The sequence below is a fragment of the Leisingera sp. UBA4491 genome (genome assembly GCF_002388965.1).
GTDB classification, from domain to species: Bacteria; Pseudomonadota; Alphaproteobacteria; order Rhodobacterales; family Rhodobacteraceae; genus Leisingera; species Leisingera aquaemixtae.
On the sequence record NZ_DGNN01000013.1, the window covers coordinates 115429 to 138942 of the forward strand.

At 61.5% G+C, this 23514-nt stretch carries 21 protein-coding genes; 13 read left to right on the forward strand and 8 right to left on the reverse strand.

Going from position 1 to position 23514, the window contains the following annotated elements:
• Positions 1 to 6: 6 nt before the first annotated feature.
• Complete coding sequence (locus B2P87_RS06435; RefSeq protein ID WP_058287365.1) at positions 7 to 570, forward strand: nucleotide exchange factor GrpE; 564 nt, start codon at positions 7 to 9, stop codon at positions 568 to 570.
• A gap of 87 nt (positions 571 to 657) precedes the next feature.
• On the opposite strand, the gene mutS is transcribed toward B2P87_RS06435, so the two are convergent.
• Entirely contained in the window at positions 658 to 3288 is a 2631-nt protein-coding gene (gene mutS / locus B2P87_RS06440; protein ID WP_141891661.1) for a DNA mismatch repair protein MutS, read from the reverse strand.
• Positions 3289 to 3390: 102 nt separating this feature from the next.
• On the reverse strand, positions 3391 to 4224 hold the full coding sequence (locus B2P87_RS06445) for a flagellin (RefSeq protein WP_058287363.1): 834 nt from the start codon (positions 4222 to 4224) through the stop codon (positions 3391 to 3393).
• A gap of 296 nt (positions 4225 to 4520) precedes the next feature.
• Between B2P87_RS06445 and B2P87_RS06450 the strand changes: the two genes are divergently transcribed.
• Together B2P87_RS06450 and B2P87_RS06455 are read left to right on the forward strand one after the other, a co-directional pair.
• Entirely contained in the window at positions 4521 to 6776 is a 2256-nt protein-coding gene (locus tag B2P87_RS06450) for an NADP-dependent malic enzyme (protein WP_141891660.1), read from the forward strand.
• 6 nt (positions 6777 to 6782) lie between these two features.
• Positions 6783 to 7655: a ribokinase gene (locus tag B2P87_RS06455; RefSeq protein ID WP_141891659.1), complete on the forward strand. Its 873-nt coding sequence runs from the start codon at positions 6783 to 6785 to the stop codon at positions 7653 to 7655.
• Between the two features lie 54 nt (positions 7656 to 7709).
• Here the strand turns inward: B2P87_RS06455 and msrA are convergent, their stop codons facing one another.
• Positions 7710 to 8375, reverse strand: a complete 666-nt coding sequence (gene msrA, locus B2P87_RS06460; protein WP_141891658.1) for a peptide-methionine (S)-S-oxide reductase MsrA — start codon at positions 8373 to 8375, stop codon at positions 7710 to 7712.
• Between the two features lie 149 nt (positions 8376 to 8524).
• Here msrA and B2P87_RS06465 point away from each other — a divergent pair, with 149 nt between their 5' ends.
• The gene (locus B2P87_RS06465) at positions 8525 to 9433 is read left to right on the forward strand and encodes a D-amino acid aminotransferase (protein ID WP_141891657.1); all 909 of its coding nucleotides are present in this window, start codon (positions 8525 to 8527) and stop codon (positions 9431 to 9433) included.
• Positions 9433 to 10146 (forward strand): HAD family hydrolase, encoded by a 714-nt coding sequence (locus B2P87_RS06470; protein WP_141891656.1) that lies wholly within the window; start codon positions 9433 to 9435, stop codon positions 10144 to 10146. The genes B2P87_RS06465 and B2P87_RS06470 overlap by 1 nt, the downstream gene beginning before the upstream one ends.
• Positions 10147 to 10219: 73 nt before the next feature.
• Here B2P87_RS06470 and B2P87_RS06475 read toward each other — a convergent pair whose 3' ends face one another.
• The 3 genes from B2P87_RS06475 to B2P87_RS06485 all read right to left on the reverse strand — a co-directional run bounded on the left by B2P87_RS06475 (position 10220) and on the right by B2P87_RS06485 (position 12271).
• Entirely contained in the window at positions 10220 to 10504 is a 285-nt protein-coding gene (locus B2P87_RS06475; protein WP_141891655.1) for an SCP2 sterol-binding domain-containing protein, read from the reverse strand.
• A gap of 79 nt (positions 10505 to 10583) precedes the next feature.
• Complete coding sequence (locus B2P87_RS06480; protein WP_141891654.1) at positions 10584 to 11048, reverse strand: DUF1810 domain-containing protein; 465 nt, start codon at positions 11046 to 11048, stop codon at positions 10584 to 10586.
• Positions 11045 to 12271 (reverse strand): argininosuccinate synthase, encoded by a 1227-nt coding sequence (locus tag B2P87_RS06485; protein ID WP_141891653.1) that lies wholly within the window; start codon positions 12269 to 12271, stop codon positions 11045 to 11047. Before B2P87_RS06485 ends, B2P87_RS06480 begins: the two co-directional genes overlap by 4 nt.
• Positions 12272 to 12408: 137 nt before the next feature.
• Here B2P87_RS06485 and B2P87_RS06490 point away from each other — a divergent pair, with 137 nt between their 5' ends.
• Positions 12409 to 13170 (forward strand): hypothetical protein, encoded by a 762-nt coding sequence (locus B2P87_RS06490; protein ID WP_141891652.1) that lies wholly within the window; start codon positions 12409 to 12411, stop codon positions 13168 to 13170.
• Between the two features lie 72 nt (positions 13171 to 13242).
• The gene (gene ilvA / locus B2P87_RS06495; RefSeq protein WP_141891651.1) at positions 13243 to 14469 is read left to right on the forward strand and encodes a threonine ammonia-lyase IlvA; all 1227 of its coding nucleotides are present in this window, start codon (positions 13243 to 13245) and stop codon (positions 14467 to 14469) included.
• A gap of 15 nt (positions 14470 to 14484) precedes the next feature.
• Here ilvA and B2P87_RS06500 read toward each other — a convergent pair whose 3' ends face one another.
• A complete protein-coding gene (locus B2P87_RS06500) occupies positions 14485 to 14808 on the reverse strand; it encodes an Hpt domain-containing protein (protein WP_141891650.1) in 324 nt (107 codons plus the stop codon).
• A 187-nt stretch (positions 14809 to 14995) separates the two neighbouring features.
• Here B2P87_RS06500 and B2P87_RS06505 point away from each other — a divergent pair, with 187 nt between their 5' ends.
• Positions 14996 to 16249, forward strand: a complete 1254-nt coding sequence (locus tag B2P87_RS06505) for a PP2C family protein-serine/threonine phosphatase (protein ID WP_141892127.1) — start codon at positions 14996 to 14998, stop codon at positions 16247 to 16249.
• 79 nt (positions 16250 to 16328) lie between these two features.
• On the opposite strand, the gene B2P87_RS06510 is transcribed toward B2P87_RS06505, so the two are convergent.
• A complete protein-coding gene (locus B2P87_RS06510; RefSeq protein WP_008558073.1) occupies positions 16329 to 16772 on the reverse strand; it encodes an NUDIX hydrolase in 444 nt (147 codons plus the stop codon).
• Positions 16773 to 16849: 77 nt separating this feature from the next.
• Here B2P87_RS06510 and B2P87_RS06515 point away from each other — a divergent pair, with 77 nt between their 5' ends.
• The 5 genes from B2P87_RS06515 (at position 16850) to B2P87_RS06535 (ending at position 23482) form a co-directional block, all read left to right on the forward strand.
• Complete coding sequence (locus B2P87_RS06515; protein ID WP_141891649.1) at positions 16850 to 17836, forward strand: Hsp33 family molecular chaperone HslO; 987 nt, start codon at positions 16850 to 16852, stop codon at positions 17834 to 17836.
• A complete protein-coding gene (locus B2P87_RS06520) occupies positions 17829 to 18437 on the forward strand; it encodes a CoA pyrophosphatase (protein WP_208764503.1) in 609 nt (202 codons plus the stop codon). The genes B2P87_RS06515 and B2P87_RS06520 overlap by 8 nt, the downstream gene beginning before the upstream one ends.
• A complete protein-coding gene (locus B2P87_RS06525; RefSeq protein ID WP_141891648.1) occupies positions 18437 to 19588 on the forward strand; it encodes a CCA tRNA nucleotidyltransferase in 1152 nt (383 codons plus the stop codon). Before B2P87_RS06520 ends, B2P87_RS06525 begins: the two co-directional genes overlap by 1 nt.
• A 214-nt stretch (positions 19589 to 19802) precedes the next feature.
• Positions 19803 to 21641 (forward strand): ABC transporter ATP-binding protein, encoded by a 1839-nt coding sequence (locus B2P87_RS06530; protein WP_141891647.1) that lies wholly within the window; start codon positions 19803 to 19805, stop codon positions 21639 to 21641.
• A complete protein-coding gene (locus tag B2P87_RS06535; protein WP_141891646.1) occupies positions 21638 to 23482 on the forward strand; it encodes an ABC transporter ATP-binding protein in 1845 nt (614 codons plus the stop codon). Before B2P87_RS06530 ends, B2P87_RS06535 begins: the two co-directional genes overlap by 4 nt.
• Positions 23483 to 23514: the final 32 nt, after the last annotated feature.

The following is a 23514-nucleotide window of genomic DNA, read 5'->3' on the forward strand; positions in this document are numbered from 1 at the left end:
TGAAAAATGGCAGAGCTCAAGGACGAAGACTTTCTGGATGACATCGCCGCCGCCGAGGCGGAGGAGATGGCAGCGCAAACTGAGGAGTTTGACGACGCCTCGCTGGAACTTGATGCGCTCCGGGCAGAACGGGATGAGCTGAAGGACCGCTTTATGCGGGCGCTGGCGGATGCGGAAAACGCCCGCAAGCGCGGCGACAAGGCACGCCGCGAGGCGGAGCAGTATGGCGGCTCGAAGCTGGCCCGCGACATGCTGCCGGTCTATGACAACATGAAGCGCGCGATCGAAGCCGCAACCGACGAACAGCGCGAGGTGTCCGCGGCCCTGATCGAAGGTGTCGAACTGACCATGCGCTCGCTGCTGGGTGTGTTCGAGAAACACGGTATCCGGGTCGTTTCGCCGGAGGTTGGCGACAAGTTCGATCCGCAGGTGCATGAGGCGATGTTTGAGGCTCCGGTGCCGGGCACCAAGGCCGGCGACATCATCCAGGTGTCGGCAGAAGGCTTCATGCTGCACGACCGTCTTCTGCGTGCGGCGCAGGTTGGCGTGTCGTCCACTCCGGCCAGCTGATGAACAGGCCCTGGCGGGCCTGTGCCTCCGGCGGGAGTATTTCAGGAAAGATGAAAGAGCGGTCCCGGCTGGGGCCGCTCTTTCGTTTCAGGTAGCAGCTTCTTTCAGCTTGTAGAGCATCTCCAGCGCTTCCCGTGGCGACAGCTCATCCGGATGAATGGCTGCAAGCATTTCTTCGGCAGGAGAAGGACCGGCCGGCGCCTTGGGCTGCGGCGGCGGGGCGGCCGCAAAAAGGGGCAGGTCGTCAATCTGGATCTTGGACCCGCCTTCGCGGCTGCCCTGCTCCAGCATGTCGAGAACATCCCGTGCACGTGCAACCACCGACGCGGGGAGACCGGCGAGCTGCGCGACCTGGACGCCGTAAGAACGGTCAGCGGCGCCCTTTCGCACCTCATGCAGGAAGATCACCTCACCTTCCCATTCCTTGACAGCCACGGTGGCGTTGTCGACGCCTTCCAGCTTGGCCGCGAGCTGGGTCAATTCGTGGTAATGGGTGGCGAACAGCGCCCGGGACCGGTTGACCTCATGCAAGTGTTCCAGCGTGGCCCAGGCGATGGAGAGGCCGTCATACGTGGCGGTGCCGCGGCCGATTTCATCGAGAATGACCAAGGCGCGGTCGTCTGCTTGATTCAGGATGGCGGCGGTTTCGACCATCTCCACCATAAAGGTAGAGCGGCCGCGCGCTAGGTCATCCGATGCCCCAACACGGCTGAACAGCTGGCTGACAATGCCGATATGAGCGCCGTCTGCGGGGACGTAGCTGCCCATCTGGGCGAGCAGGGCTATCAGTGCGTTTTGCCGCAGAAAGGTCGATTTACCGGCCATATTCGGGCCGGTCAGCAGCCAGACGGCTGCGCCGTCCTGAGCGGTGAGGTCGCAATCATTGGCCACGAAGGTCTCGCCGCCTTGCTGGCGCAAGGCCTGTTCCACCACCGGGTGGCGCCCGCCCTTGACGTGAAACGCGCGGCTGTTGTCGACCTTGGGGCGGGTCCAGTTCTCGCCGCGGGCCAGATCGGCCAGCGCCGTCAGAAGGTCCAGTTCCGCCAGCCCGCGGGCGGCGGTGTTGAGGCGGGCAGCAGTGTCCAGAATGGCGCCGGAAAGCCTTGTATAGAGCCGCTTTTCGATTTCCAGCGCCAGGTTCCCGGCGTTCAGGATGCGGGTCTCTATCTCGCTCAGCTCCACCGTGGTGAACCGCACCTGGTTGGCGGTGGTCTGGCGGTGGATGTAGGTCTCGTTCAGCGGCGGGGACATCATCTTGTCCGCGTGGGTCGCAGTCGTTTCGATGAAGTAGCCCAGCACGTTGTTGTGTTTGATCTTCAGGGAGGAGACGCCGGTGTGCTCCGCGTATTTCCGCTGCATGGAGGCGATGACCGAGCGGCCCTCGTCGCGCAGGGTGCGGGCTTCGTCCAGGTCCGGGTCATAGCCAGACGCGATGAAACCGCCATCGCGGGCCAGCAGGGGCGGTTCGGCGACCAGGGCGGCGTCCAGCAGCGACAGCAGGTCATCGAACCCCTGCAGATCCGAGACTGCTCCGGCCACGAGTGCGGGAAGCTCCATCCCGCTGCAGAGACCTGCGATCACTTCTGCCTGCGACAGCCCGTTGCGGATAGCGGCCAGGTCGCGCGGGCCGCCGCGCTCCAAGGCTAGGCGGGAAAGCGCACGGTCAAGGTCCGGCGTCTTGCGCAAAGCGGCGCGCAGATCTTCGGCAGTCCGCGTGTGCTCAACCGCGAAATCCAAGGCTGCGAGACGCTGATGGATGGTGTCGAGGTTGCGTGAGGGGCTGGACAGGCGCTGTTCCAGCAGCCGGGCGCCGCCGGGTGTAACCGTCCGGTCAACTACTGACAGCAGCGAGCCTGCACGGCCGCCGGACAGGGAACGGGTCAGCTCCAGATTGCGGCGGGTGGCGGCGTCGATCTGCACGACCCGGTCCTGGGCTTCCTGCTGCGGCGGCTGCAGCAGCGGCAGTTTACCTTTTTGGGTGATCTCCAAATAGTCGATCAGCGCGCCCATCGCAGAGACTTCGGCCCGGGTGAAGGTGCCGAAGCCGTCCAGTGCGCTCACGTTGAATAGGGAGCAGATCCGCTTTTCCGCTGCGGTGCTGTCAAAGCTGGCCTTGCCCAGTGGGGTAAGCGGAATTTTGTATTCATCGGTCAGCGGGCGGGCGGCATCATAGGCTGGCCCATCCGCAACGATCAGTTCCGAAGGCGCCAGGCGGGCCAGCTCCGGAGACAGGCGCACCCGGGCAACCGGCATCACGTGAAACGCGCCGGTGGAAATATCAGCCCAGGCCAGCGCGGCCTCATCCCGCAGTTCGGAATAAGACACCAGGAAATTGTGGCGCCGCGCCTCCAGCAGGGAGTCCTCGGTTAGTGTGCCGGGGGTGACCAGCCGCACAACATCGCGTTTCACCACCGATTTCGAGCCGCGTTTCTTGGCCTCGGCCGGGCTTTCCAGCTGCTCCCCAACAGCGACGCGGAAGCCTTTGCGGATCAGGGTCAGCAGGTAACCTTCGGCGGCATGAACCGGCACGCCGCACATCGGAATATCGTCACCGTTGTGCTTACCGCGTTTGGTGAGAGCGATGTCCAGCGCCTCAGCCGCGTTCACGGCATCCTCAAAGAACATCTCGTAGAAGTCGCCCATCCGGTAGAAGAGCAGCGCGTCGGGATGCGCTGCTTTGATTTCCAGATACTGCGCCATCATGGGCGTTACGGTCATGAAAAGTCCCCCGGGGTCGTCTTTGCAAGACATCTACAATGGGGGCGGAGCGAGGAAAACCCGGATATGGCTGCCGCCAGGGGACCCGGCGGCAGCCTGCTGTCAGTAGAGGTTGCGCAGCGTGTCAGGCATCGTGTTCACGATGGAGAGCGACAGCGTGCTGAGCTGCTGCTGCGACTGCAATGCCAGCAGCTTGGTTGCGGCCTCTTCGATGCTGGTGTCGATCATCGAGCTGACGCCCCGGGTGAGCGCATCCGACTGCTTGCTGACGTAATCGCCCTGACCAGCGAGCTGATTGGCGCTGGATCCCAGAGCCGCCGAACCTTCGACTGCGTAGGCAAGAAAGCCTTCGATTTCTCCCAAGGCGGTCAGGGCGCTGGCGCTGTCGGTGATTGCGGTCCGGTTGCCAAGATCGAACTGCGGGCTGCCTTCAAAATCCACACCGTCAACGCTGAGGGTGGTCAGGCTGCCGTCGCTGGAGATCGCAGACGGAACTGTCAGTCCGGTGCCGCCGGCACCGTCGACATCGGTCTTCAGGAGGTTCACCCCGTTAAAGCCGGAAGACGAGATGATCGAATTGATCTGCTCGGTCTTCTTTGCCATGGCGGCCTCATACTTGCTGAAGTCGCCCATGCCGCTGCTGGCCATGATGGCCAGTGACCGCATTTCGGTCAGGGTTTCGGTGATCTGCTCTGCGCCGGCTGAGGCAACCGCCACGGTAGCCTCGCCCAGCGACAAAGAGTCCGACACCGATCGCAAGCCGGAAATATCCGAGTTCATCAGTTCGGAGATCGCCCAGAGGGCCGCATTATCCTGTGCGGAATTAATGGTCTGACCGGTGGAAATGCTGTCTTGCGTTTGGTTGAGCTGAGAATTGACTCCGCCCAATGTCTGCAAGGCCACCATCGCCCCGGAATTGTTGTGGAAACTTATCATTCCTCACTTTTCCTTTGATCCTATGCCCTTGGCGGGCGGACAAACGCCGTTCTGACCGTTGCTTTCTGGCCCAGACTTCCCGGCCTCAGCGCCACCTGGAAGACAGGTGCGCCTTAAGACCTATTAAGGAATTACAGCATTCCGCGGTCTGCTTTGAGGCGAAATCCTGACGGAATCTATCGTCTTTTAGCCGCTTTTTTCTAAAATCTGGCGATACAGATTCTTGAAACCCCGGATTGAGGGGCGCGGTGGGCTGGGATAAGACGGTCGGCGACGAGGAGAGGACAAGAGATTAAATGCCCAAGAACAAGATCACCGACGCGGAAGCCCTGGCGTTTCACCTGGAGCCGTCTCCGGGCAAATGGGAGATCAACGCGACCGTCCCGATGACCACCCAGCGGGACCTGTCGCTGGCGTATTCTCCGGGCGTTGCGGTGCCTTGCGAGGCAATCGCTGAGAATCCCGAAACAGCCTATGACTATACCAACAAGGGCAACCTGGTTGCAGTGATCTCCAACGGCACTGCGGTGCTGGGCCTGGGCAATCTGGGCGCGCTGGGCTCCAAGCCGGTGATGGAAGGCAAGTCGGTCCTCTTCAAACGCTTTGCCGATGTGAACTCGATCGACATCGAGCTGGACACCGAAGACCCGGACAAGTTCATCGAGGCGGTCAAGCTGATGGGCCCGACCTTTGGCGGCATCAACCTGGAAGACATTAAGGCGCCGGAATGCTTTATCATCGAGCAGCGCCTGAAGGAAGAAATGGACATTCCCGTCTTCCACGATGACCAGCACGGCACCGCGGTGATCTGTGCGGCGGGACTGATCAACGCGCTGCATCTGTCGGGCAAGAAGATCGAGGAGGTGAAGATCGTCCTCAACGGCGCCGGCGCTGCCGGTATTGCCTGTATCGAGCTGCTGAAATCCATGGGCGCGCGGCATGAAAACTGCATCGCATGCGATACCAAGGGCGTGATCTATCAGGGCCGTACCGAGGGCATGAACCAGTGGAAATCGGCGCACGCTGTCAGCACCGATCTGCGGACCCTGGAAGAGGCGATGCGCGGGGCCGATGTGTTTCTGGGGGTCTCGGTCAAGGGTGCCGTGACACAGGACATGGTGGCCTCGATGGCTGACAACCCGGTGATCTTTGCCATGGCAAACCCGGATCCGGAAATCACCCCGGAAGAAGCGCATGAGGTGCGTGTGGATGCCATCGTCGCCACTGGACGCTCGGATTATCCGAACCAGGTCAACAACGTTCTGGGCTTTCCCTATCTGTTCCGTGGTGCGCTGGACATTCACGCCCGTGCGATCAATGACGAGATGAAGATCGCCTGCGCCCATGCGCTTGCCGCGCTGGCGCGCGAAGATGTGCCGGATGAGGTGGCGCTGGCCTATGGCAAGTCGCTGACCTTTGGCCGTGATTACATCATCCCGACCCCATTTGATCCGCGGCTGATCCATAGGATTCCCCCGGCGGTTGCCAGGGCTGGCATGGATACCGGTGCCGCACGCCGCCCGATCGTGGACATGGACGCCTATGAGGTTGGCCTGAAGTCCCGCATGGATCCGACCGCCTCAATCCTGCGCGGGTTGAACGCCCGGGCCCGTTCTGCCCAGTCGCGGATGATCTTTGCCGAGGGCGACGATCCCCGCGCGCTGCGCGCGGCGGTGATGTACCAGCGTTCCGGCTTTGGTAAATCGCTGGTTGTCGGCCGGCAGGAGGACGTGCGGGTCAAACTGGAGGCAGCCGGCCTTGGCGATGCAGTGCGCGAGCTGGAGATTATCAACGCCGCCAACACACCCCATTTCGAAATGTACAAGGATTTCCTGTACAGCCGCCTGCAGCGCAAGGGCTTCGACCGCAAGGACATCCACCGGCTGGTGGGCCGCGACCGACATGTGTTCTCCAGCCTGATGCTGGCGCATGGGCATGGTGACGGTCTGGTGACCGGTGCGACCCGCAAATCCGCGCATGTGCTGGACCGGATCAACCATGTGTTCGATGCCGATGCCGATCACGGTGTGGCGGGTGTCACCGCGCTGCTGCACAAGGGGCGGATCGTGCTGATCGGCGATACTCTGGTGCATGAATGGCCTGATGAAAACCACCTGGCCAACATCGCGGAGCGTGCAGCCGTGGTGGCCCGCCATATGGGTCTTGAGCCGCGGGTGGCTTTTGTCAGCTTCTCAACCTTCGGCTATCCGGTGTCGGAACGCGCGGAAAAGATGCATGTTGCGCCAACCGTCTTGGACAAGCGGGGCGTCGACTTCGAATACGAAGGCGAGATGACCGTTGACGTGGCTCTGAACGAGCGCGCGCAGCGGTACTACCCGTTCCAGAGGCTGACCGGCCCGGCCAATATCCTGATCGTGCCGGCGCGCCACTCGGCCTCGATCTCGGTCAAGCTGATGCAGGAGATGGGCGGCGCCACGGTGATCGGCCCGATCCTGTCAGGCATCGACAAGCCGATTCAGATTTGTTCGACTACCTCCACCACCAATGACATTCTGAACATGGCGGTGCTGGCAGCCTGCAATATCGGGTGATCTGATATGGCGATTTGGAACCTCGGCTCGATCAACGCGGACATGGTTTACTCCATGCCGCATCTGCCGGCGGCGGGGGAAACCCTGGCCGCCCTGCGCCTTGACCGGTTTCTGGGCGGCAAGGGCGCCAATATGTCCGTCGCCGCCACCCGGGCCGGCAGTGAGGTTCACCACATCGGCGCAGTGGGATCTGACGGCGATTGGGCGATTGAGCGGCTGAAGGCCTACGGAGCCGGCACGGAGCACATTGTCCGGGTGGAAGCACCAACCGGCCACGCCATCATTGCTGTGGAACCGGGGGGAGAGAACCAGATCATTCTGTTCCCTGGTGCCAACCGGTTGATCAGCAAAGACCAGCTGAACCAGGCGCTGGACATGGCAAACGCCGGCGACATTCTGGTGATGCAGAATGAAACCAATATGCAGGCAGAGGCGGCGCAGCTGGGCCGGCAGATGGGTTTGCGGGTGTGTTATGCCGCGGCTCCGTTTGATGCGGGTGCGGTTCAGGCGGTGCTGCCGTATCTGGATTTCCTGATCCTGAATGAGGTCGAGGCCCAGCAGCTGCAGCAGGCCACCGGCAAGTCGCCCGGGCAAATTGGCATTAAGGACGTGATCATCACCCTCGGCTCCAAAGGCGCCCGCCACATCGACGGTGAAACAGGCGCCGTTCTGGATGTGCCCGCGCTGCCAGTCACTGCGGTCGACACAACCGGGGCCGGCGACACCTTCACCGGCTACGTCCTGTCCGGCCTGGACCGGGGGCTGGCGATGGCAGAGGCGATGGATCAGGCCAGCCGTGCCGCGGCACTCATGGTCACCCGCCACGGCACCGCGGATGTGATCCCCGAGCTGGCAGAGGTTCAAGCCGCCCGTTTCTGATCCGGGCGGCCTGCCGCGTTCCGGCTGCAACCGCCAAGGGGGCAGGGCCCCGCACTAATGCCCCTTGGCAAAAGGCGCCGCGGCGCCCCAAAGCTGCCCGACCCTTGCGTCCCGGCCGCAGGCCCGGCGGTACCGCTCGTATGCTGCGGCCTGCCGCTTGGGTCCAAACCGGGTGAACACCAGGCTGTCCCCCTTGTAGTAGTCCTGGTGATAGTCCTCGGCTTTGTAAAAGGTCTTCGCCGGCAGAACCGGCGTCACGATCTTTTGTCCCAAGGCCTTCTGCGCGTCGGCTTTTACTCTGTTGGCCAGGGCCGTTTCCGCCTTGTTAGAGACGAAAACAGCTGTGCGGTAGCTCTCGCCGCGGTCGCAGAACTGGCCGCCTGCATCGGTTGGGTCGACCGAGCGGAAGAACATCTCCAGCAGCCGCTGCCGGGACACTTTTGCCGGGTCAAAAATGATCTGCACCGCCTCGTAGTGGCCGCTGCCGCCTTGGGTCACGTCCTTGTAGGTCGGGTTCGCCACCTTGCCTCCAGTGTACCCTGACACCGCTTCGATTACTCCTGGCACGCTTTCGAAATCGCTTTCCACACACCAGAAGCAGCCGCCAGCCACTGTAAGGACTTCAGTGGACTGAGCCTGCAGCGGATTAGTTTGCGCCGCAGTGCCGATGGCGATCAAACCCGCCAGGGCCAAGGGTTTAAGTCTCTCCAGAACACGCATCTCCGCCTCCATCCTGCTTCGATGCCACCCTGCCGGCAGTTGCCGCGCCTCTCAACCCGGCATGCGCAATTCTCACAAACAGGTGACAGCAAGTTACCGGTTGGAAATTGGATCCAATTTTACTAACGTGCCGCCAGCAGGAGGATTCCATGACCAAAAAGATGAGCACCCATCAGGCCGAAGAAGACCGGCGCAACGACGAGATCCTGATCTACCTGAACGGCGAAATCGTTCCCAAGGCCGAGGCCAAGGTCAGCGTTTACGATAGCGGCTTCATGCTGGGCGATGGCGTCTGGGAGGGGCTGCGCCTGTACAACGGCGCCTGGGCCTTCATGGATGAGCACCTGGACCGCCTGTTCGAGGCCGCCAAGGCCATTGATCTGGACATCGGCCTGGACCGGGAAGGTGTCGAAAACGCCCTGTTAGAGACGCAAAAAGCCAATGGCATGACAACGGATGCCCATACCCGGCTGATGGTCACGCGGGGGGTGAAAACCCGGCCTTTCCAGCATCCGTCCTTGTCGCAACAGGGGCCGACCATGACGATCATCATGGAACACTCGCGCCCGAACCTGCCGCGCCCGATCAAGCTGGCCACGGTGCCGCATATCCGGGGCCTGCCGATGTCCCAGGACCCCAAGCTGAACTCCCATTCCAAGCTGAACTGCATTCTCGCCTGCATCGCGGCAGAGAAAGCGGGCGCGGATGAGGCGCTGATGCTGGACGTGAATGGCTTTGTAAACACCACCAACGCGTGCAATTTCTTCATCGTGCGCAAGGGGGAGGTTTGGACTTCTACTGGGGACTATTGCATGAACGGCATCACCCGCCAGAAAGTGATTGATCTGTGCCGAGAGAACGGCATTCCGGTGCATGAGCGGAACTATTCACTGGTCGACACATATGGCGCGGATGAAGCCTTCCTCACCGGCACATTCGGCGCGCAGACCCCGGTGGGGGAGATCGACGGGCGGCAGATCGGCAGCGGGCAGATGGGTCCCATGACCGAGCGTATCAGGAGCCTCTACAAGAACCTGATTGAGAAGGAGTGTGCGTGATGCGGATTGCCATGTGGTCAGGACCGCGGAACCTGTCGACCGCGATGATGTATGCCTTTGGCAACCGCGGCGATTGCGCAGTGGTGGATGAACCGTTTTATGCTGCCTATCTGGCGATGACCGGTCTCGACCATCCGATGCGGAGTGAGATTCTGGATAGCCAGCCGCAGGACCCCGAAGCTGTGGCCAAGGCGCTGCTTGGGCCGGTCCCGGGGGCGAAGCCCTACTATTATCAAAAACACATGACCCAGCACATGATCCCGGGCGTGCCGCGTGACTGGATGCGCGAGGCGGTCAATGTCTTTCTGATCCGTCACCCGGCGCGGGTGATTGCCTCTTATGCGGCAAAACGGGAAAATCCCACGCTGGAGGATATCGGCTTCCGCCAGCAGGCAGAGCTGTTTGACCTGGTGCGCAGCTGGGGGCAGACGCCGGTGGTGGTGGACAGCCACGATATCCGCGAGAACCCGGCGGCAAAACTGGAGCAGCTGTGCGACGCAATCGGCATCCCCTATTCCCCGAAGATGCTGAGCTGGCCCAAAGGCGGGCACAAGGATGACGGCGTGTGGGCTGAACATTGGTATGGCGCGGTCTGGAGTTCCACCGGATTTGCCGGCGCCGAAGGGCCGCTGCCAGACGTGCCGGACGCGCTGCAGCCCGTGCTGCAGGCGGCAATGCCCTATTATGAGCAGATGAAAGCTGTGAAGATCTGATGGTTGGAGGGGGCTTTGCCCCCTCGCGCCTGCGGCGCTCACCCCCAGGATACTTAGGGCAAGAGGAAGCGGCTCAGCCGATCAGCTTGCTCAGTTTCATGGCGACGCCCATGTCGCCGGACACCTTGATCTTGCCCATCATCACCGCGGTCATCGGGTTCAGCTTGCCGGCGAGCAGCTTTTGCAGATTGTCCGCGGACAGACGGAGCGTGCAATCAGTGTCCCGGTCCTGGGTTGTGGCATCCCCCTGGGCGAGCACAATCACGCCCTCGTCGCCGCAATCGAATTTCAGAGAGCCATCGAAGGTTTTTCCGGTCAAGCCGTCGCGAATGCCTGCTGCGATGTCTTCAAGTGCCATGTTGTCCTCCCTTGCCTGACGTGAGCGTTAGGCAGGCAAGGCGGTCCGGGCAACATTGACCAAGGGGGAAGCGGACGGATTACCCGCCGGCAAGCGCGTCCCGGGTGAGCGGGCAGGGCTGACCGTCGTAGAAGGCATCTAGCACTTGCTGAAATTCTGCCGGTGCGCCGGACACAGCAGCAAAAAGCGTCATCGAGGAGCGTAGCTTCTTGGCGTCGATGCCGCCGAGGATCTGCTCAGGCTTTTTACTGCGGTGCTGCAGCATCAGCTGGCTGACCTCGACCAAGCGGGCGCGCAGTTTTTCGTGGTTCAGATAAGCTGTGGCCTCAACCAGATCCTCGATCCCATAAAGCTGCGCCATGTGGGACCGGCCGAGCTCGGCCAGTTGGGGGAAGACGAACCACATCCAGTGGCTCGTCTTCTGACCTGCAGAGAGTTCGTTCAGGACAGCCGCCCAGACGGTGTCCTGAGCTTCGACGAACATGTCCAGCTCTTCCGCGAAATCATCCTCGAAATCGCTGTCTATGCCGTCGTGATCACTCACTTTTTGATCCGGCGCTCACGAGCGGCCAGCAGTTTGAGGCGCAGGGCGTTCAGCTGAATGAAGCCTGCGGCGTCTTTCTGGTCGTAGGCGCCGGCGTCTTCCTCGAAGGTCACATGCGCTTCGGAGTAGAGCGAATTTTCCGACCAGCGGCCAACGGTGGAGGCCAAGCCCTTATAAAGCTTCACGCGCACGGTGCCGGAGACGAACTCCTGGCTCTTGTCGATGGCGGCCTGCAGCATTTCACGCTCAGGGCTGTACCAGAAGCCGTTGTAGATCAGCTCTGCGTACTGCGGCATCAGCTGATCTTTCAGGTGCATCGCGCCGCGGTCCATGGTGATGGATTCGATACCGCGGTGGGCTTCCAGCAGGATGGTGCCGCCCGGGGTCTCGTAGATGCCGCGGGACTTCATGCCGACGAAACGGCCTTCGACAAGGTCGAGGCGGCCGATGCCGTGCTTACGTCCGTATTCATTGAGCTCGGTCAGGATAGTGGCCGGGCTCATCGCCTCGCCGTTGATGCTGACCGCATCGCCCTTTTCAAAGCCGATTTCGATGTATTCGGGGGTGTCCGGCGCCTCTTCGGGGTGCACGGTGCGCTGGTAGACGTAATCGGGCGCTTCCTGCGCCGGGTCTTCCAGTACCTTGCCCTCGGATGAAGTATGCAGGAGGTTTGCATCGACCGAGAAGGGGGCCTCGCCGCGCTTGTCCTTGGCAACGGGGATCTGGTGCGCCTCGGCAAATTCCAAGAGCTTGGTGCGCGAGGTCAGGTCCCACTCGCGCCAGGGCGCGATTACCTTGATGTCGGGGTTCAGCGCATAGGCGGCCAGTTCGAAGCGGACCTGGTCGTTGCCCTTGCCGGTGGCGCCATGGGCCACGGCGTCGGCACCGGTGGCTTCGGCGATCTCAACCAGACGCTTGGAGATCAGCGGGCGGGCGATGGAGGTGCCCAGAAGATACAGGCCTTCATAGACCGCATTGGCGCGGAACATCGGGAACACGAAGTCGCGGACAAATTCCTCGCGCACATCTTCGATGTAGATGTTTTCCGGCTTGATGCCCAGCATTTCCGCTTTCTTGCGGGCGGGCTCCAGCTCCTCACCCTGGCCGAGATCGGCGGTGAAGGTGACAACTTCGCAGCCGTATTCGGTCTGCAGCCATTTCAGGATGATCGAGGTGTCGAGGCCACCGGAATAGGCGAGCACAACTTTCTTGGGCGCGGACATGGATTTCCCTCTCAGGTCAGAACGCCTGCGGCGTATCGGGTTTTGCCCAGAAGAGCAAGGTTTTCCGGGGTTTTCTAATCTGCGGGACACGCTTAACGTGCGCGGCAAAACGGAAAGACATTTTGGAGAATACCCCAATGAAGGGCTGGTCGATTTTCTCGCATTCCGTGAGCATGGTGCTCCGGAATTTCCAAGCTGCAATCCAGATATTCCTGGTCCCAACGCTGCTTGTGTTCGCAGTGGTGTTTGCCGTGGTCTATGCTGTTTTTCAATCAGGGATAATACCAGTGGGGCAGGCAGTGAACATGCCGCTGGGCAGCGTGTCTACTGGCTTTTTACTGCAAATGGCAGCAGTCTGGGTAGTCGTCATGCTGATCAGCATCTGGGGTGTTGTTGCCTGGCACAGGTATGTGCTTCTGGAAGAGATGCCTGAAGGCTGGATTCCCCGGCTCCACACCTCCAATATCCTCATCTACTTTCTGCGAGCGGTCCAGCTTGCCATCGTTTCGGTGATCTCCCTGATCGTGGTCGCCTTCATCGGAAGCGCGTTTGCGGAGACAGCGGGGTACTTCGGGGTCGCCATTCTGATTGTTCTGTTTATTGCCGTTGCCCTGTTTCTCTCGCGGCTGCTGGTCATTCTCCCCGCTGCGGCTGTTGGCAGGGCAATTAGCCTGAGTGACGCCTTGGAGGCGACCAAGGGCGCAATCCCGGCGCTGTTTCTGCTTGGTGTGTGTGTGTTTCTTGCACAGCTCGTGGTGGAGCTGGCGTTGTCGGCGGTTGCCGGAATCCCGGTCTTTTCGCTCGTACTGCAATTGGGATTTGCAGTCATGCTGAGCCTTCTGAACGTCAGCATCATGACTACGCTTTACGGCCATTACGTCGAAGGCCGCCCGGTCTGATCCCCAGTATTCTTATGTATGCTTTGCTCCCGCCCCTTGCCTTGGGGGCGGGGTTGCGCCACTGAAGGATACATGAGCGATTTCAAGACCCAGGCCCGTGCTGCCGAACAGGCGATGCGCGATGTGTTCCCTGCAACACCCTTGCAGCGCAATGTGCATCTGTCCGAACGTTTCGGCGCCGACATCTACCTCAAACGCGAGGACCTGAGCCCGGTCCGTTCCTACAAGATCCGCGGCGCACTGAACGCGATGCGCAAACAGCCGGAACAGGAGCTGTTTGTCTGTGCCTCCGCCGGCAATCACGCTCAGGGCGTTGCCTTCATGTGCCGGCATATGGGCAAGCGCGGTGTCATTTTCATGCCGGTCACCACGCCGCAGCAGAAGATCCAGAAGACCCGCATGTTCGGCGGAGACAATATCGAAATACATCTGGTCGGCGACTATTTTGACATCTGCTTGGCCGCTGCGCAGGAATGGTGCGCGCAGGAAGGCGGGCATTTCCTGTCGCCCTTTGACGACGCCGATGTGATCGAGGGTCAAGCCTCCATTGCAGTGGAGATTGAGGCGCAGCTGGGAAAGGCTCCGGATCACATCCTGCTGCCGGTGGGCGGCGGCGGCATGTCGGCGGGCGTTTCCTCCTGGTTTGGTGAGGATGTTCACAGTCTGTTTGTCGAGCCGGACGGCGGCGCCTGCCTGCGCGCGGCACTGGCGGCGGGCAAGCCGGTGCCGCTCGACACCGTTGATACCTTTGTCGATGGCGCCGCGGTGGGACGGATCGGTGACTTGCCCTTTGACATTCTGAAGGACGTGCCGCTGCCGGATGTCCTGGCAATCTCCGAGGACCGGATCTGCGCAACCATCATTGAGATGCTGAATGTCGAGGGCATCGTGCTGGAACCGGCTGGCGCGCTGTCGGTCGAGGCGCTGCAGGATGTGCGGTCCTGGATTCGCGGCAAGACGGTGGTCTGCGTCACCTCCGGCGGAAATTTCGATTTCGAACGGCTGCCCGAGGTCAAGGAACGGGCGCAGCGCTATTCCGGGGTGAAGAAATACTTCATCCTGCGGCTGCCGCAGCGGCCTGGCGCGCTGAAAGAGTTCCTGGGCATCCTGGGGCCTGAGGACGACATCGCCCGCTTTGAGTACATGAAGAAGTCGGCCCGCAACTTCGGCTCTGTTCTGATCGGGATCGAAACCAAACGGCCGGAAAATTTTGAGCAGCTGTTCGCGCGGCTGGATGCGGCTGGGATGACCTATACGGACATCACCAGGGACGAAACGCTGGCGCAGTTCGTGATCTGAGACCTGCGGCGGAGGTCAGAATTTCTCCGACATGCCCGTCAGAAAGGCTGACTTGGAATCCTGAAACTTGGCGATGATGGCAGGAACGTCGACACCATCCGCACCGCCCTGCGCGGACTTTCTCTCCCCGTCGAGGCAGAGTGCGGAAAAATCTGCAAACCCGAGGTTGAGCGCGCTGCCTTTCAAAAAGTGCAGATCCTGCTCCAGCCGGCTGCGGTCGCCGTCTTGCAGCTTTCCGATAACCTCTTCGACTTCTTCGAGAAATATCTCTACGACTTCCTCGAAATCCTCAGCACCCACTTCTTCGCGCAGCTCGGTCACGCGTGGCCAGTCAATCATGTCTCTTGTCCCTACGATCAGTCGCCATGCGCGATTTCTTAAGTTGATTGCAGTAAAAATATAGTGAAATAAAGGGGGAAGCTCAAATTTTAGGTTTCACCGCCTGTTAAATTTCTGGACCGATAGTATCACAAGACTGTCTGATTATGCCATTTGTGAGGTGCCTTCGGTGCTGCCAGAAAGTTCGATGGACAACGAGGACCACACAGTGGCCGGATCAATACGCCGTGTGCTGGTTGTCGACGACAGCCGCCTGCAAAGACGCATCCTTGTCGCTTCACTCAAGAAATGGGGTTTTGAGGTCGTCGAGGCCGAGAGCGGCGAGGCAGCGATGGAGATCTGCCAGGCGGAAACGCCGGATCTGATCCTCAGCGACTGGATGATGCCGGGCATGAACGGGCTGGAGTTCTGCCGCGCCTTCCGGGCCCGCTCAAGCGGGGATTACGCCTACTTCATCCTGCTGACCTCCAAAAGCGAAAAGAACGAGGTTGCCGAGGGGCTTGATGCCGGCGCCGATGATTTCCTGACCAAGCCGGTGAGTTCTGATGAGCTGCGCGCGCGCATTTCCGCGGGGGAGCGGATTCTGCGCATGCAGCGGGAGCTGTCAGAAAAGAACCGTATCGTCTCCGAAACCCTGGGTGAGCTGCAGCGGGTGTATGATGCGATCGACAAGGACCTGATCCAGGCGCGCAAGATCCAGGAATCGCTGGTGCCGGAACTGTCCAAGACCTTTGGCTCTTCGACCGTCAGCCTGCTGCTGAAACCCTGCGGGCACATCGGCGGCGACCTAGTGGGCATGTTCTCTCCCGGCGTGAACAGAATTGGCTTCTACTCCATTGACGTGTCGGGTCATGGCATCACCTCCGCAATGATGACGGCGCGGCTGGGCGGATACCTGTCCTCCAACTATTTCGATCAGAACGTCGGCATGGAAAAGCGGTTCAACCGTTTCTACGCCCTGCGCCAGCCGGAAGAAGTGGCCAGCCTGCTGAATGCCCGGCTGATCGCCGACACCGGCATCGAAGAATACTTCACCATGGCCTACTGCATTGCTGACTTGCGCAGCGGGGTCGTCAAGATGGTGCAGGCCGGGCATCCGCACCCGCTGCTGCTGCGAAAAAACGGCAAGATGGAATTTATCGGCAAAGGCGGCGTTCCGGTGGGGCTGGTGCCGGATATCGGCTACAGCCAGGAAGAATTCACCATGGAGCGCGGCGACCGCCTGCTGCTGTTCTCTGACGGTTTCACCGAGGCGCGGCTGGAAGATGGTTCCATGCTGGAACCCGAGGGCCTGCTTGAACTGGTCGAGAAATGCGGATCCGGCCAAAGCGGCAAGGAATTCCTGGACGATCTGTACTGGCACCTGACCCAGGTAATGAGCAAAGAGCACGGGCTGGAAGATGACGTTTCAGCCACCTTGTTCGAATATCAAGGCCCCTGAACCTGCCTCAGCTTCTGACTGATGGTATCCCGGCCGCGGCTGGGATTTTGTGTATTTGGGAGGTGGGTTTAGCCAGATTTCACAGGCGTGCTGCCAGCCGGGCTGCAAAATGGCGGTCGCCGGCGTTGCCCAGCCTGACGGCAGCCTCCTGCGGATCGATCCACAGCGCTTCATGCCCGTCCTCCAACGGCGGGCCGATGCGGCGCAGCGGTCGGGCCACATAAATGTGGCACAGCTTCTCGGCCCACAGATCGTATTCCGGCATATAGGCAAAACGCCGGAATACCCCCAGTTTGCGCGGGGCGGAGATTTTCCAGCCGGTTTCTTCATACACCTCCCGGTGCAGGGCAGGGACCGGCGATTCGCCAGGGTCGATGCCGCCGCCCGGCAGCTGCAGGTCGGGGTGGGGGTCGTACTGGCAGGTGATCAGCAGCTTGCCGCCGCGCGGCAGCAGCGCATAGGCCCCCGGCCGCATCCGGTAGCGCTGGCCTTTTTGCGGGGTGTCGCCAAAACGTCTGATCACGGGCAGCCCCCTTCACTCCAGCGGCGTTTCTCCTATATAGCCCCGGTATGCCAATCCCCGGCGCTTAAGGAAACCCCATGACTCTTGGTTCTAAAATCGCGTGGGACGACACTGTCCTGCCCTTCCAGCTTGATGTATCCGACATGCGCGGCCGCGTGGCGCGGCTGGACGGCGTGCTGGATGGTATCCTGAAACAGCATGATTATCCGCCAGCGGTTGAAGCTTTGGTCGCTGAGATGGCGCTGCTGACGGCGCTCATTGGCCAAACGATTTCGCTGCGCTGGAAACTGTCGCTGCAGGTACAGTCCAAGGGCGCGGTGCGGATGATTGCCACCGATTATTATGCACCGCAGAAAGAAGGTGAGATCGGCAAGATCCGCGCCTATGCCAGCTTTGACCGCAGCCGCCTGACCGATGGCGATCCGTTCGAGCAGGTGGGCGAAGGGTATTTCGCGATTCTGATCGACCAGGGCACCGGCACCCAGCCCTATCAGGGCATCACCCCGCTGGCCCAAGGCTCGCTCAGCGCTTGCGCCGAGGCGTATTTCGCCCAGTCCGAACAGCTGCCCACGATGTTCAAGCTGAGCTTTGGCAAATCGGCTGAACCCGGCGTGCCCGAGCATTGGCGCGCCGGCGGTGTGATGCTGCAGAGCATGCCCAAGGCGTCGCCCTTCGCGGCCCAGGGCGAAGGAACGGGCGAGGTTCTGCAAGCCTCCGATCTGGTGACCGGCGACGAGGAAGAGAACTGGAACCGCGTCACCATGCTGCTGAACACAGTTGAAGATCTGGAATTGATCGGCCCGTCGGTCACCCCCGCCGACCTGCTGGTCCGATTGTTTCACGAGGAACAACCCCGCGTCTACGATTTCCAGCCGGTGCGCTTCGGCTGCACCTGCTCGGAAGATCGTGTGCGCCAGAGCCTGTCGATCTACTCGGCGAAGGACATTGAGAAGATGACCACGGATGACGGCCGGGTGACTGCGGACTGCCAGTTCTGCGGTGCGCATTATGACCTGGATCCCGCGTCGCTGGGCTTTGAAGCGGAAAATCCGCCCAGTGAATGAGGCGGCTCGGAATCTTAAGGACAGAATAGCCGCTGCGCTGCAGCTTCAGGGCGGCGGCTCTTCCGACTTTGACCTCAACCCAGGCACGGTGCTGCCGGAGGGGCGCAAGCTGCGGGATGCCGGGGTTCTGGTGCCGGTTTCCATTGCGTCGGGCGTGCCGCGGCTGATCCTGACCAAACGGTCCTCGGCGCTCAAGCACCATCCGGGACAGATCGCGTTTCCCGGCGGCAAGGTCGATGCGGGCGACAAGGACGCCTGCGCTGCCGCCCTGCGCGAGGCCTGGGAGGAAATCGGACTGCCGCAGGACCTGCCCGAAATCCTTGGCTGTCTGCCGGAGCACGAGACAGTGACCGGATTCTCCGTCACCCCGGTTGTTGCGCTGATCCGCGAAGACTTCGCGGCCCGACCGGAAGCCGGGGAAGTGGCCGAAGTGTTTTCAGTGCCGCTGGGGCACGTTCTGGACACAGAAAACTACATCATCGAATCGCGCCGCTGGCGCGGCACCCGCCGGCGCTATTATACCGTTCCCTATGGGCCCTATTACATTTGGGGCGCCACCGCGCGGATGCTGCGCGGCTTTGCGGCACGGATGGAGAGCTAATGCGGATTGACCAGCCCTGGCTGAACGACCAAGCAACGCAGGCGGTGTTCGAGGCTGTCACGGCGGATGGCGCGCAGGTGCTGTTTGTCGGCGGATGCGTGCGCAACGCACTGCTGTGCGAGCCGGTCTCCGACATGGACATCGCCACCGACGCGCGGCCGGAGCAGGTGATGGAACTGGCCGCCCGCGCCGGGATCAAGGCGGTGCCGACCGGGATCGACCACGGCACAGTGACTCTGGTCAAAAATGGCATCCCGCACGAAATCACCACCTTCCGCAAAGACGTGGCGACCGATGGCCGCCGGGCTGTTGTGGCGTTTTCCACCGACATCACTGAGGACGCCCGCCGCCGCGATTTCACCATGAACGCGATCTATGCGCGCCCGGATGGCGAGATCGTCGATCCGCTGGGCGGGCTTGCGGATCTGACCAAGCGCCGGGTGCGGTTCATCGGTACCGCGGAACACCGCATCCGCGAGGATTACCTGCGCAGCTTGCGGTATTTCCGCTTTCACGCCTGGTACGGCGATCAGGCAGAGGGATTTGATCCGGATGCGCTGGCGGCGATTTCCGCCAATCTGGACGGTCTGGCCTCGCTGTCCAAAGAGCGGGTCGGCGCGGAGCTGTTGAAGCTGCTGGCGGCGCCCGATCCTGCGCCGTCTGTTGCAGCAATGCGGCAGGCAGGCGTTCTGGCGCAGATTCTGCCCGGCGCTGATGACCGGACGCTTGGGCCGCTGATTCATTTGGAGGCCGGGCGAACGGCCTCTGGCATCCGCCGCCTTGCCGTGCTGGGCGGGGAAGGCCTGCAGGAGGCCCTGAGGCTGAGCAAGGCGCAGGCCTCTCACCTAGCCGCAATCCGGAAGGCAGCGGCTGGCACTGCGCAGGCAGGAGAGCTGGGATACCGGCTGGGTGCGGAGAAGGCGCTGGATGCGCTTCTGCTGCGCGCTGCCCTGTTTCAACAGCCGCTTTCCCCTGATTTAGAGACTGATATTGCGCTGGGCGCCAGAGCGGTTTTCCCGGTAAAAGCCCGCGATCTCCTGCCCGGTTTAGCCGGGCCGGAATTGGGGGCAGCGATGAAGAAAATGGAAGCAAACTGGATCGCTTCCGGGTTCACTCTTTCGCGCGAGGAGTTGCTGGCTTCCCTCCGCTGACAAGGGCTGTCAGCAGCGTCACAACCTTGGGGGGTGACACGGCGGCAAATCTTGCGTACCCATAGGGCAGCCACCACATGACGGAGGAATGCTGATGTATTACGGGATCTGGTTTCTTTAACGCCTGAGACCTTGCCCCGTTTGACGTGGGGGCCTTGGGCCGCCCGCTGTCTGCATCTGTATTCCGAATTGCTCGAACGACTGGAGCATCCGCATGTTTCGCTTCGTTGAAAATCTTATTGACCCTTATTGCGCCTACCCGGAAACCAACACGCCGCCGACGCGGCTGTGGCCTTTCCTGCGCGACTATTGCAAGCCGTTCAAATCCGTCTTTGTCCTGACCGCGCTTATGTCGGTGGTGGTCGCCGGGATCGAGGTCGGGCTGATCTACTATATGGGCCGGATCGTCGACCTGATGTCGGGTACGCCCCAGCAGGTGTGGGACGACCATGGGACTGAGCTGATCCTGGTCGCCCTGTTCATTCTGCTGCTGCGGCCAGTGATTCAGCTTTTGGACGTCGCGCTGCTGAACAATGCGATCCTGCCGAACTTTGGCACGCTGATCCGCTGGCGGGCGCACAAGCATGTGCTGCGCCAATCGGTGGGCTGGTTCGAGAATGATTTTGCCGGCCGGATCGCCAACCGGATCATGCAGACCCCGCCCGCCGCTGGGGAAGTGATCTTTCAGGTGTTTGATGCGATCACCTTTTCCCTGGCTTACCTGGTTGGCGCTGCGGTGCTTCTGTGGGTGGCCGATGTGCGGCTGATGCTGCCGCTGGCTGTCTGGTTCGCGCTTTATGCGCTTCTCGTGATGTGGACCGTCAAACGGGTCGGGCCGGCCAGCCAGGCGTCGTCAGACGCGCGCTCGACCGTGACGGGGCGGGTGGTTGACAGCTATTCCAACATCCACTCGGTCAAGATGTTTGCCCATCACGACCGGGAGCTGACCTATGCCCGCGAGGCAATCGAAAACACCCGCAAGACGTTCCAGACAGAGATGCGCATCTTCACCATCATGGATGCCACGCTGGTCACGCTGAACGGTCTGCTTATTATCGGCGTCGTCGGCTGGGCCGTGATGCTGTGGATGCAGGGGACGGCCTCGGTCGGTCTGGTGGCGGCGGCCACGGCGCTGACCCTGCGGCTGAATGCAATGACCGGCTGGATCATGTGGGCGCTGACCTCCTTCTTCCGCCAGCTGGGGGTTGTGGCCGAGGGGATGGAAACCATCGCCCAGCCGATCGACCTGGTGGATGCTGCCAATGCGGAACCGCTGAAGCTGACCAAGGGAGAGATCGAGCTGCGCAACCTTTCGCACCATTACGGGCGGGAGGCGGGCGGGCTGGACAGGATCAGCCTGACCATCCAGCCGGGCGAGAAGATCGGCCTGATCGGACGCTCTGGCGCCGGGAAATCGACCCTGGTGAAACTGCTTCTGCGGTTCTATGACGCTGACAGCGGTCAGATCCTGATCGACGGCCAGGACATCCGGGCGGTGACACAGGAAAGCCTGCGCAGCTACATCGGTATGGTTCAGCAGGACAGCGCGCTGATGCATCGCTCGGTCCGGGATAATCTGCTGTACGGACGCCCGGACGCGACCGAAGCGCAGATGATCGCCGCTGCCAAACAAGCGCAGGCGCATGAGTTCATTCTGGACCTGGAGGACCCCCAGGGCCGAAAGGGCTATGATGCCCACGTGGGCGAGCGCGGGGTGAAGTTGTCCGGCGGCCAGCGCCAGCGGGTGACTCTGGCGCGGGTGATCCTGAAAGACGCGCCGATTCTGGTGCTGGACGAGGCTACCTCGGCGCTGGATTCCGAGGTTGAGGCGGCGATACAGGAAACGCTTTACGGCATGATGCAGGGCAAGACGGTAATTGCGATTGCACACCGGCTGTCCACCATCGCGCAGATGGACCGTATCCTGGTAATGGATCAGGGCCGTATAGTTGAAGAAGGCTCGCATGAGGCGCTATTGCAGGCGCAGGGGCTTTATGCCCAGCTATGGGCGCGCCAGTCCGGCGGCTTCCTGAGTATTGAGGCAGCAGAATGACAATTGGCAACCTGATCGACGCCTTCCGCCCGGCAGAGGGCCCGCCGCCGCAAAGGCTGGGATCCTTCCTGCGCTGGTGTCTGGCCGGGGCATGGCCCATGCTGGTGCTGGCGGCGGCTTTTTCAGCACTTGCCGGCGGGATGGAGGCGGGTACCGCCTTTATCCTGGGGATGGTCATCGACACCGCAATCGCCAGCGGGCCGGAACAGTTTTTCTCGGCCGGCAATGTGGCGGTCATCGCATTGGCGCTGGGCTTCTTCCTTATTGTACGCCCGGTGCTGTTTGGCCTGTCTGCCGCCTCCAACGCCATTATCGTGCAGCCCAATGTGAACCCGCTGGTGCTGTCGCGGCTGAACCGGTGGACGCTGGGTCAATCGGTGCGGTTCTTCGACGATGATTTTGCCGGCCGGATCGCTCAGAAGCAGATGCAGACGGCAACTGCCGTCACCTCCGTGACCACTGAGATGATCAATGTGGTGGCCTTTGCGCTGGCCTCTCTTGCGGGCTCTTTGGCCTTGTTAGGCTCTATTGATTGGCGCATCACCGCAGTGTTCCTGGTGTGGCTGATCGCTTATTTCGCGCTGATCCGCTGGTTTCTGCCGCGCATCCGCAAACGCTCTGGCGCACGGGCCGGGGCGCGGGCGATGGTAACCGGGCAGGTTGTCGACTCGATCACCAACATCAAGACGGTCAAGCTGTTTGCCCATGCCGACCATGAGGAACGCACCGCCCAGGACGCCATGGTGCGTTTCCGCGACAAGTCGCTGCATTTCGGTTACCTCTCCGCCAGCTTCCGCTTCTCCCTGATGTGCCTAGCAGGCATTTTGCCGGTGCTGCTGATCGGCGCAACGCTGTTTCTGTGGCAGTCGGGCACGGCCACCGAAGGCGACATCGTGGCGGCTGGCGCGGTCTCGATCCGCATCGCTCAGATGACCGGCTGGGTCAGCTTCACGCTGATGGCGATCTATTCCAACGTGGGCGAGATCGAGAACGGCATGAAAACCCTGTCCGTCCGCGACAGGGTTGAGGATAAGCCCGGTGCCAAGCCGTTGAAGGTCAGCAAGGGTGAAATTGCTTTTGACCAGGTGGAGTTTGCCTATGGCCGGGATGTGGGCGGGGTGCAGGGCGTTGGCCTGACCATTCATCCGGGGGAGAAGCTGGGCATCGTTGGTGCCTCAGGGGCCGGGAAGTCCACGCTCGTATCGCTTCTTCTCAGGCTCTATGAAGGGGAGAACGGGAAGATTTTGATCGACGGACAGGATATTTCCACCGTCACCCAGAATTCGCTGCGCAGCCAGATCGGCATGGTCACCCAGGAAACCGCCATGTTCAACCGCTCGGCACGGCAGAATATTCTCTATGGCCGGCCTGACGCCACTGAGGAAGAGCTGATCGCGGCGGCGCAGAAGGCTGAGGCGCATGAGTTCATCACAGAACTGGAGGACGGCCAGGGCCGCACCGGCTATGACGCGTATCTTGGCGAGCGGGGGGTGAAACTGTCCGGCGGACAGCGGCAGAGGATTGCACTGGCGCGCGCCATTCTGAAGGACGCGCCGATCCTGGTGCTGGACGAGGCAACCTCGGCGCTGGATTCTGAGGTTGAGGCCGCAATTCAGGCGGCGCTGCACCGGGTGATGGAGGGCAAGACGGTGCTGGCGATTGCCCACCGTCTGTCGACGCTTAGCGAAATGGACCGGATCATCGTGATGGACAGGGGGCGCATTGCCGAAAGCGGCAGCCACGATGAACTGCTGGCCACGGGCGGTCTATACGCGCAGTTCTGGGCGCGCCAGTCCGGCGGTTTCATCTGCACGGGCGAGGAGCAGGCGGCGGCGGAGTAAACCTGCCGGCGCATTTTGCTTTTGCTGGCCCC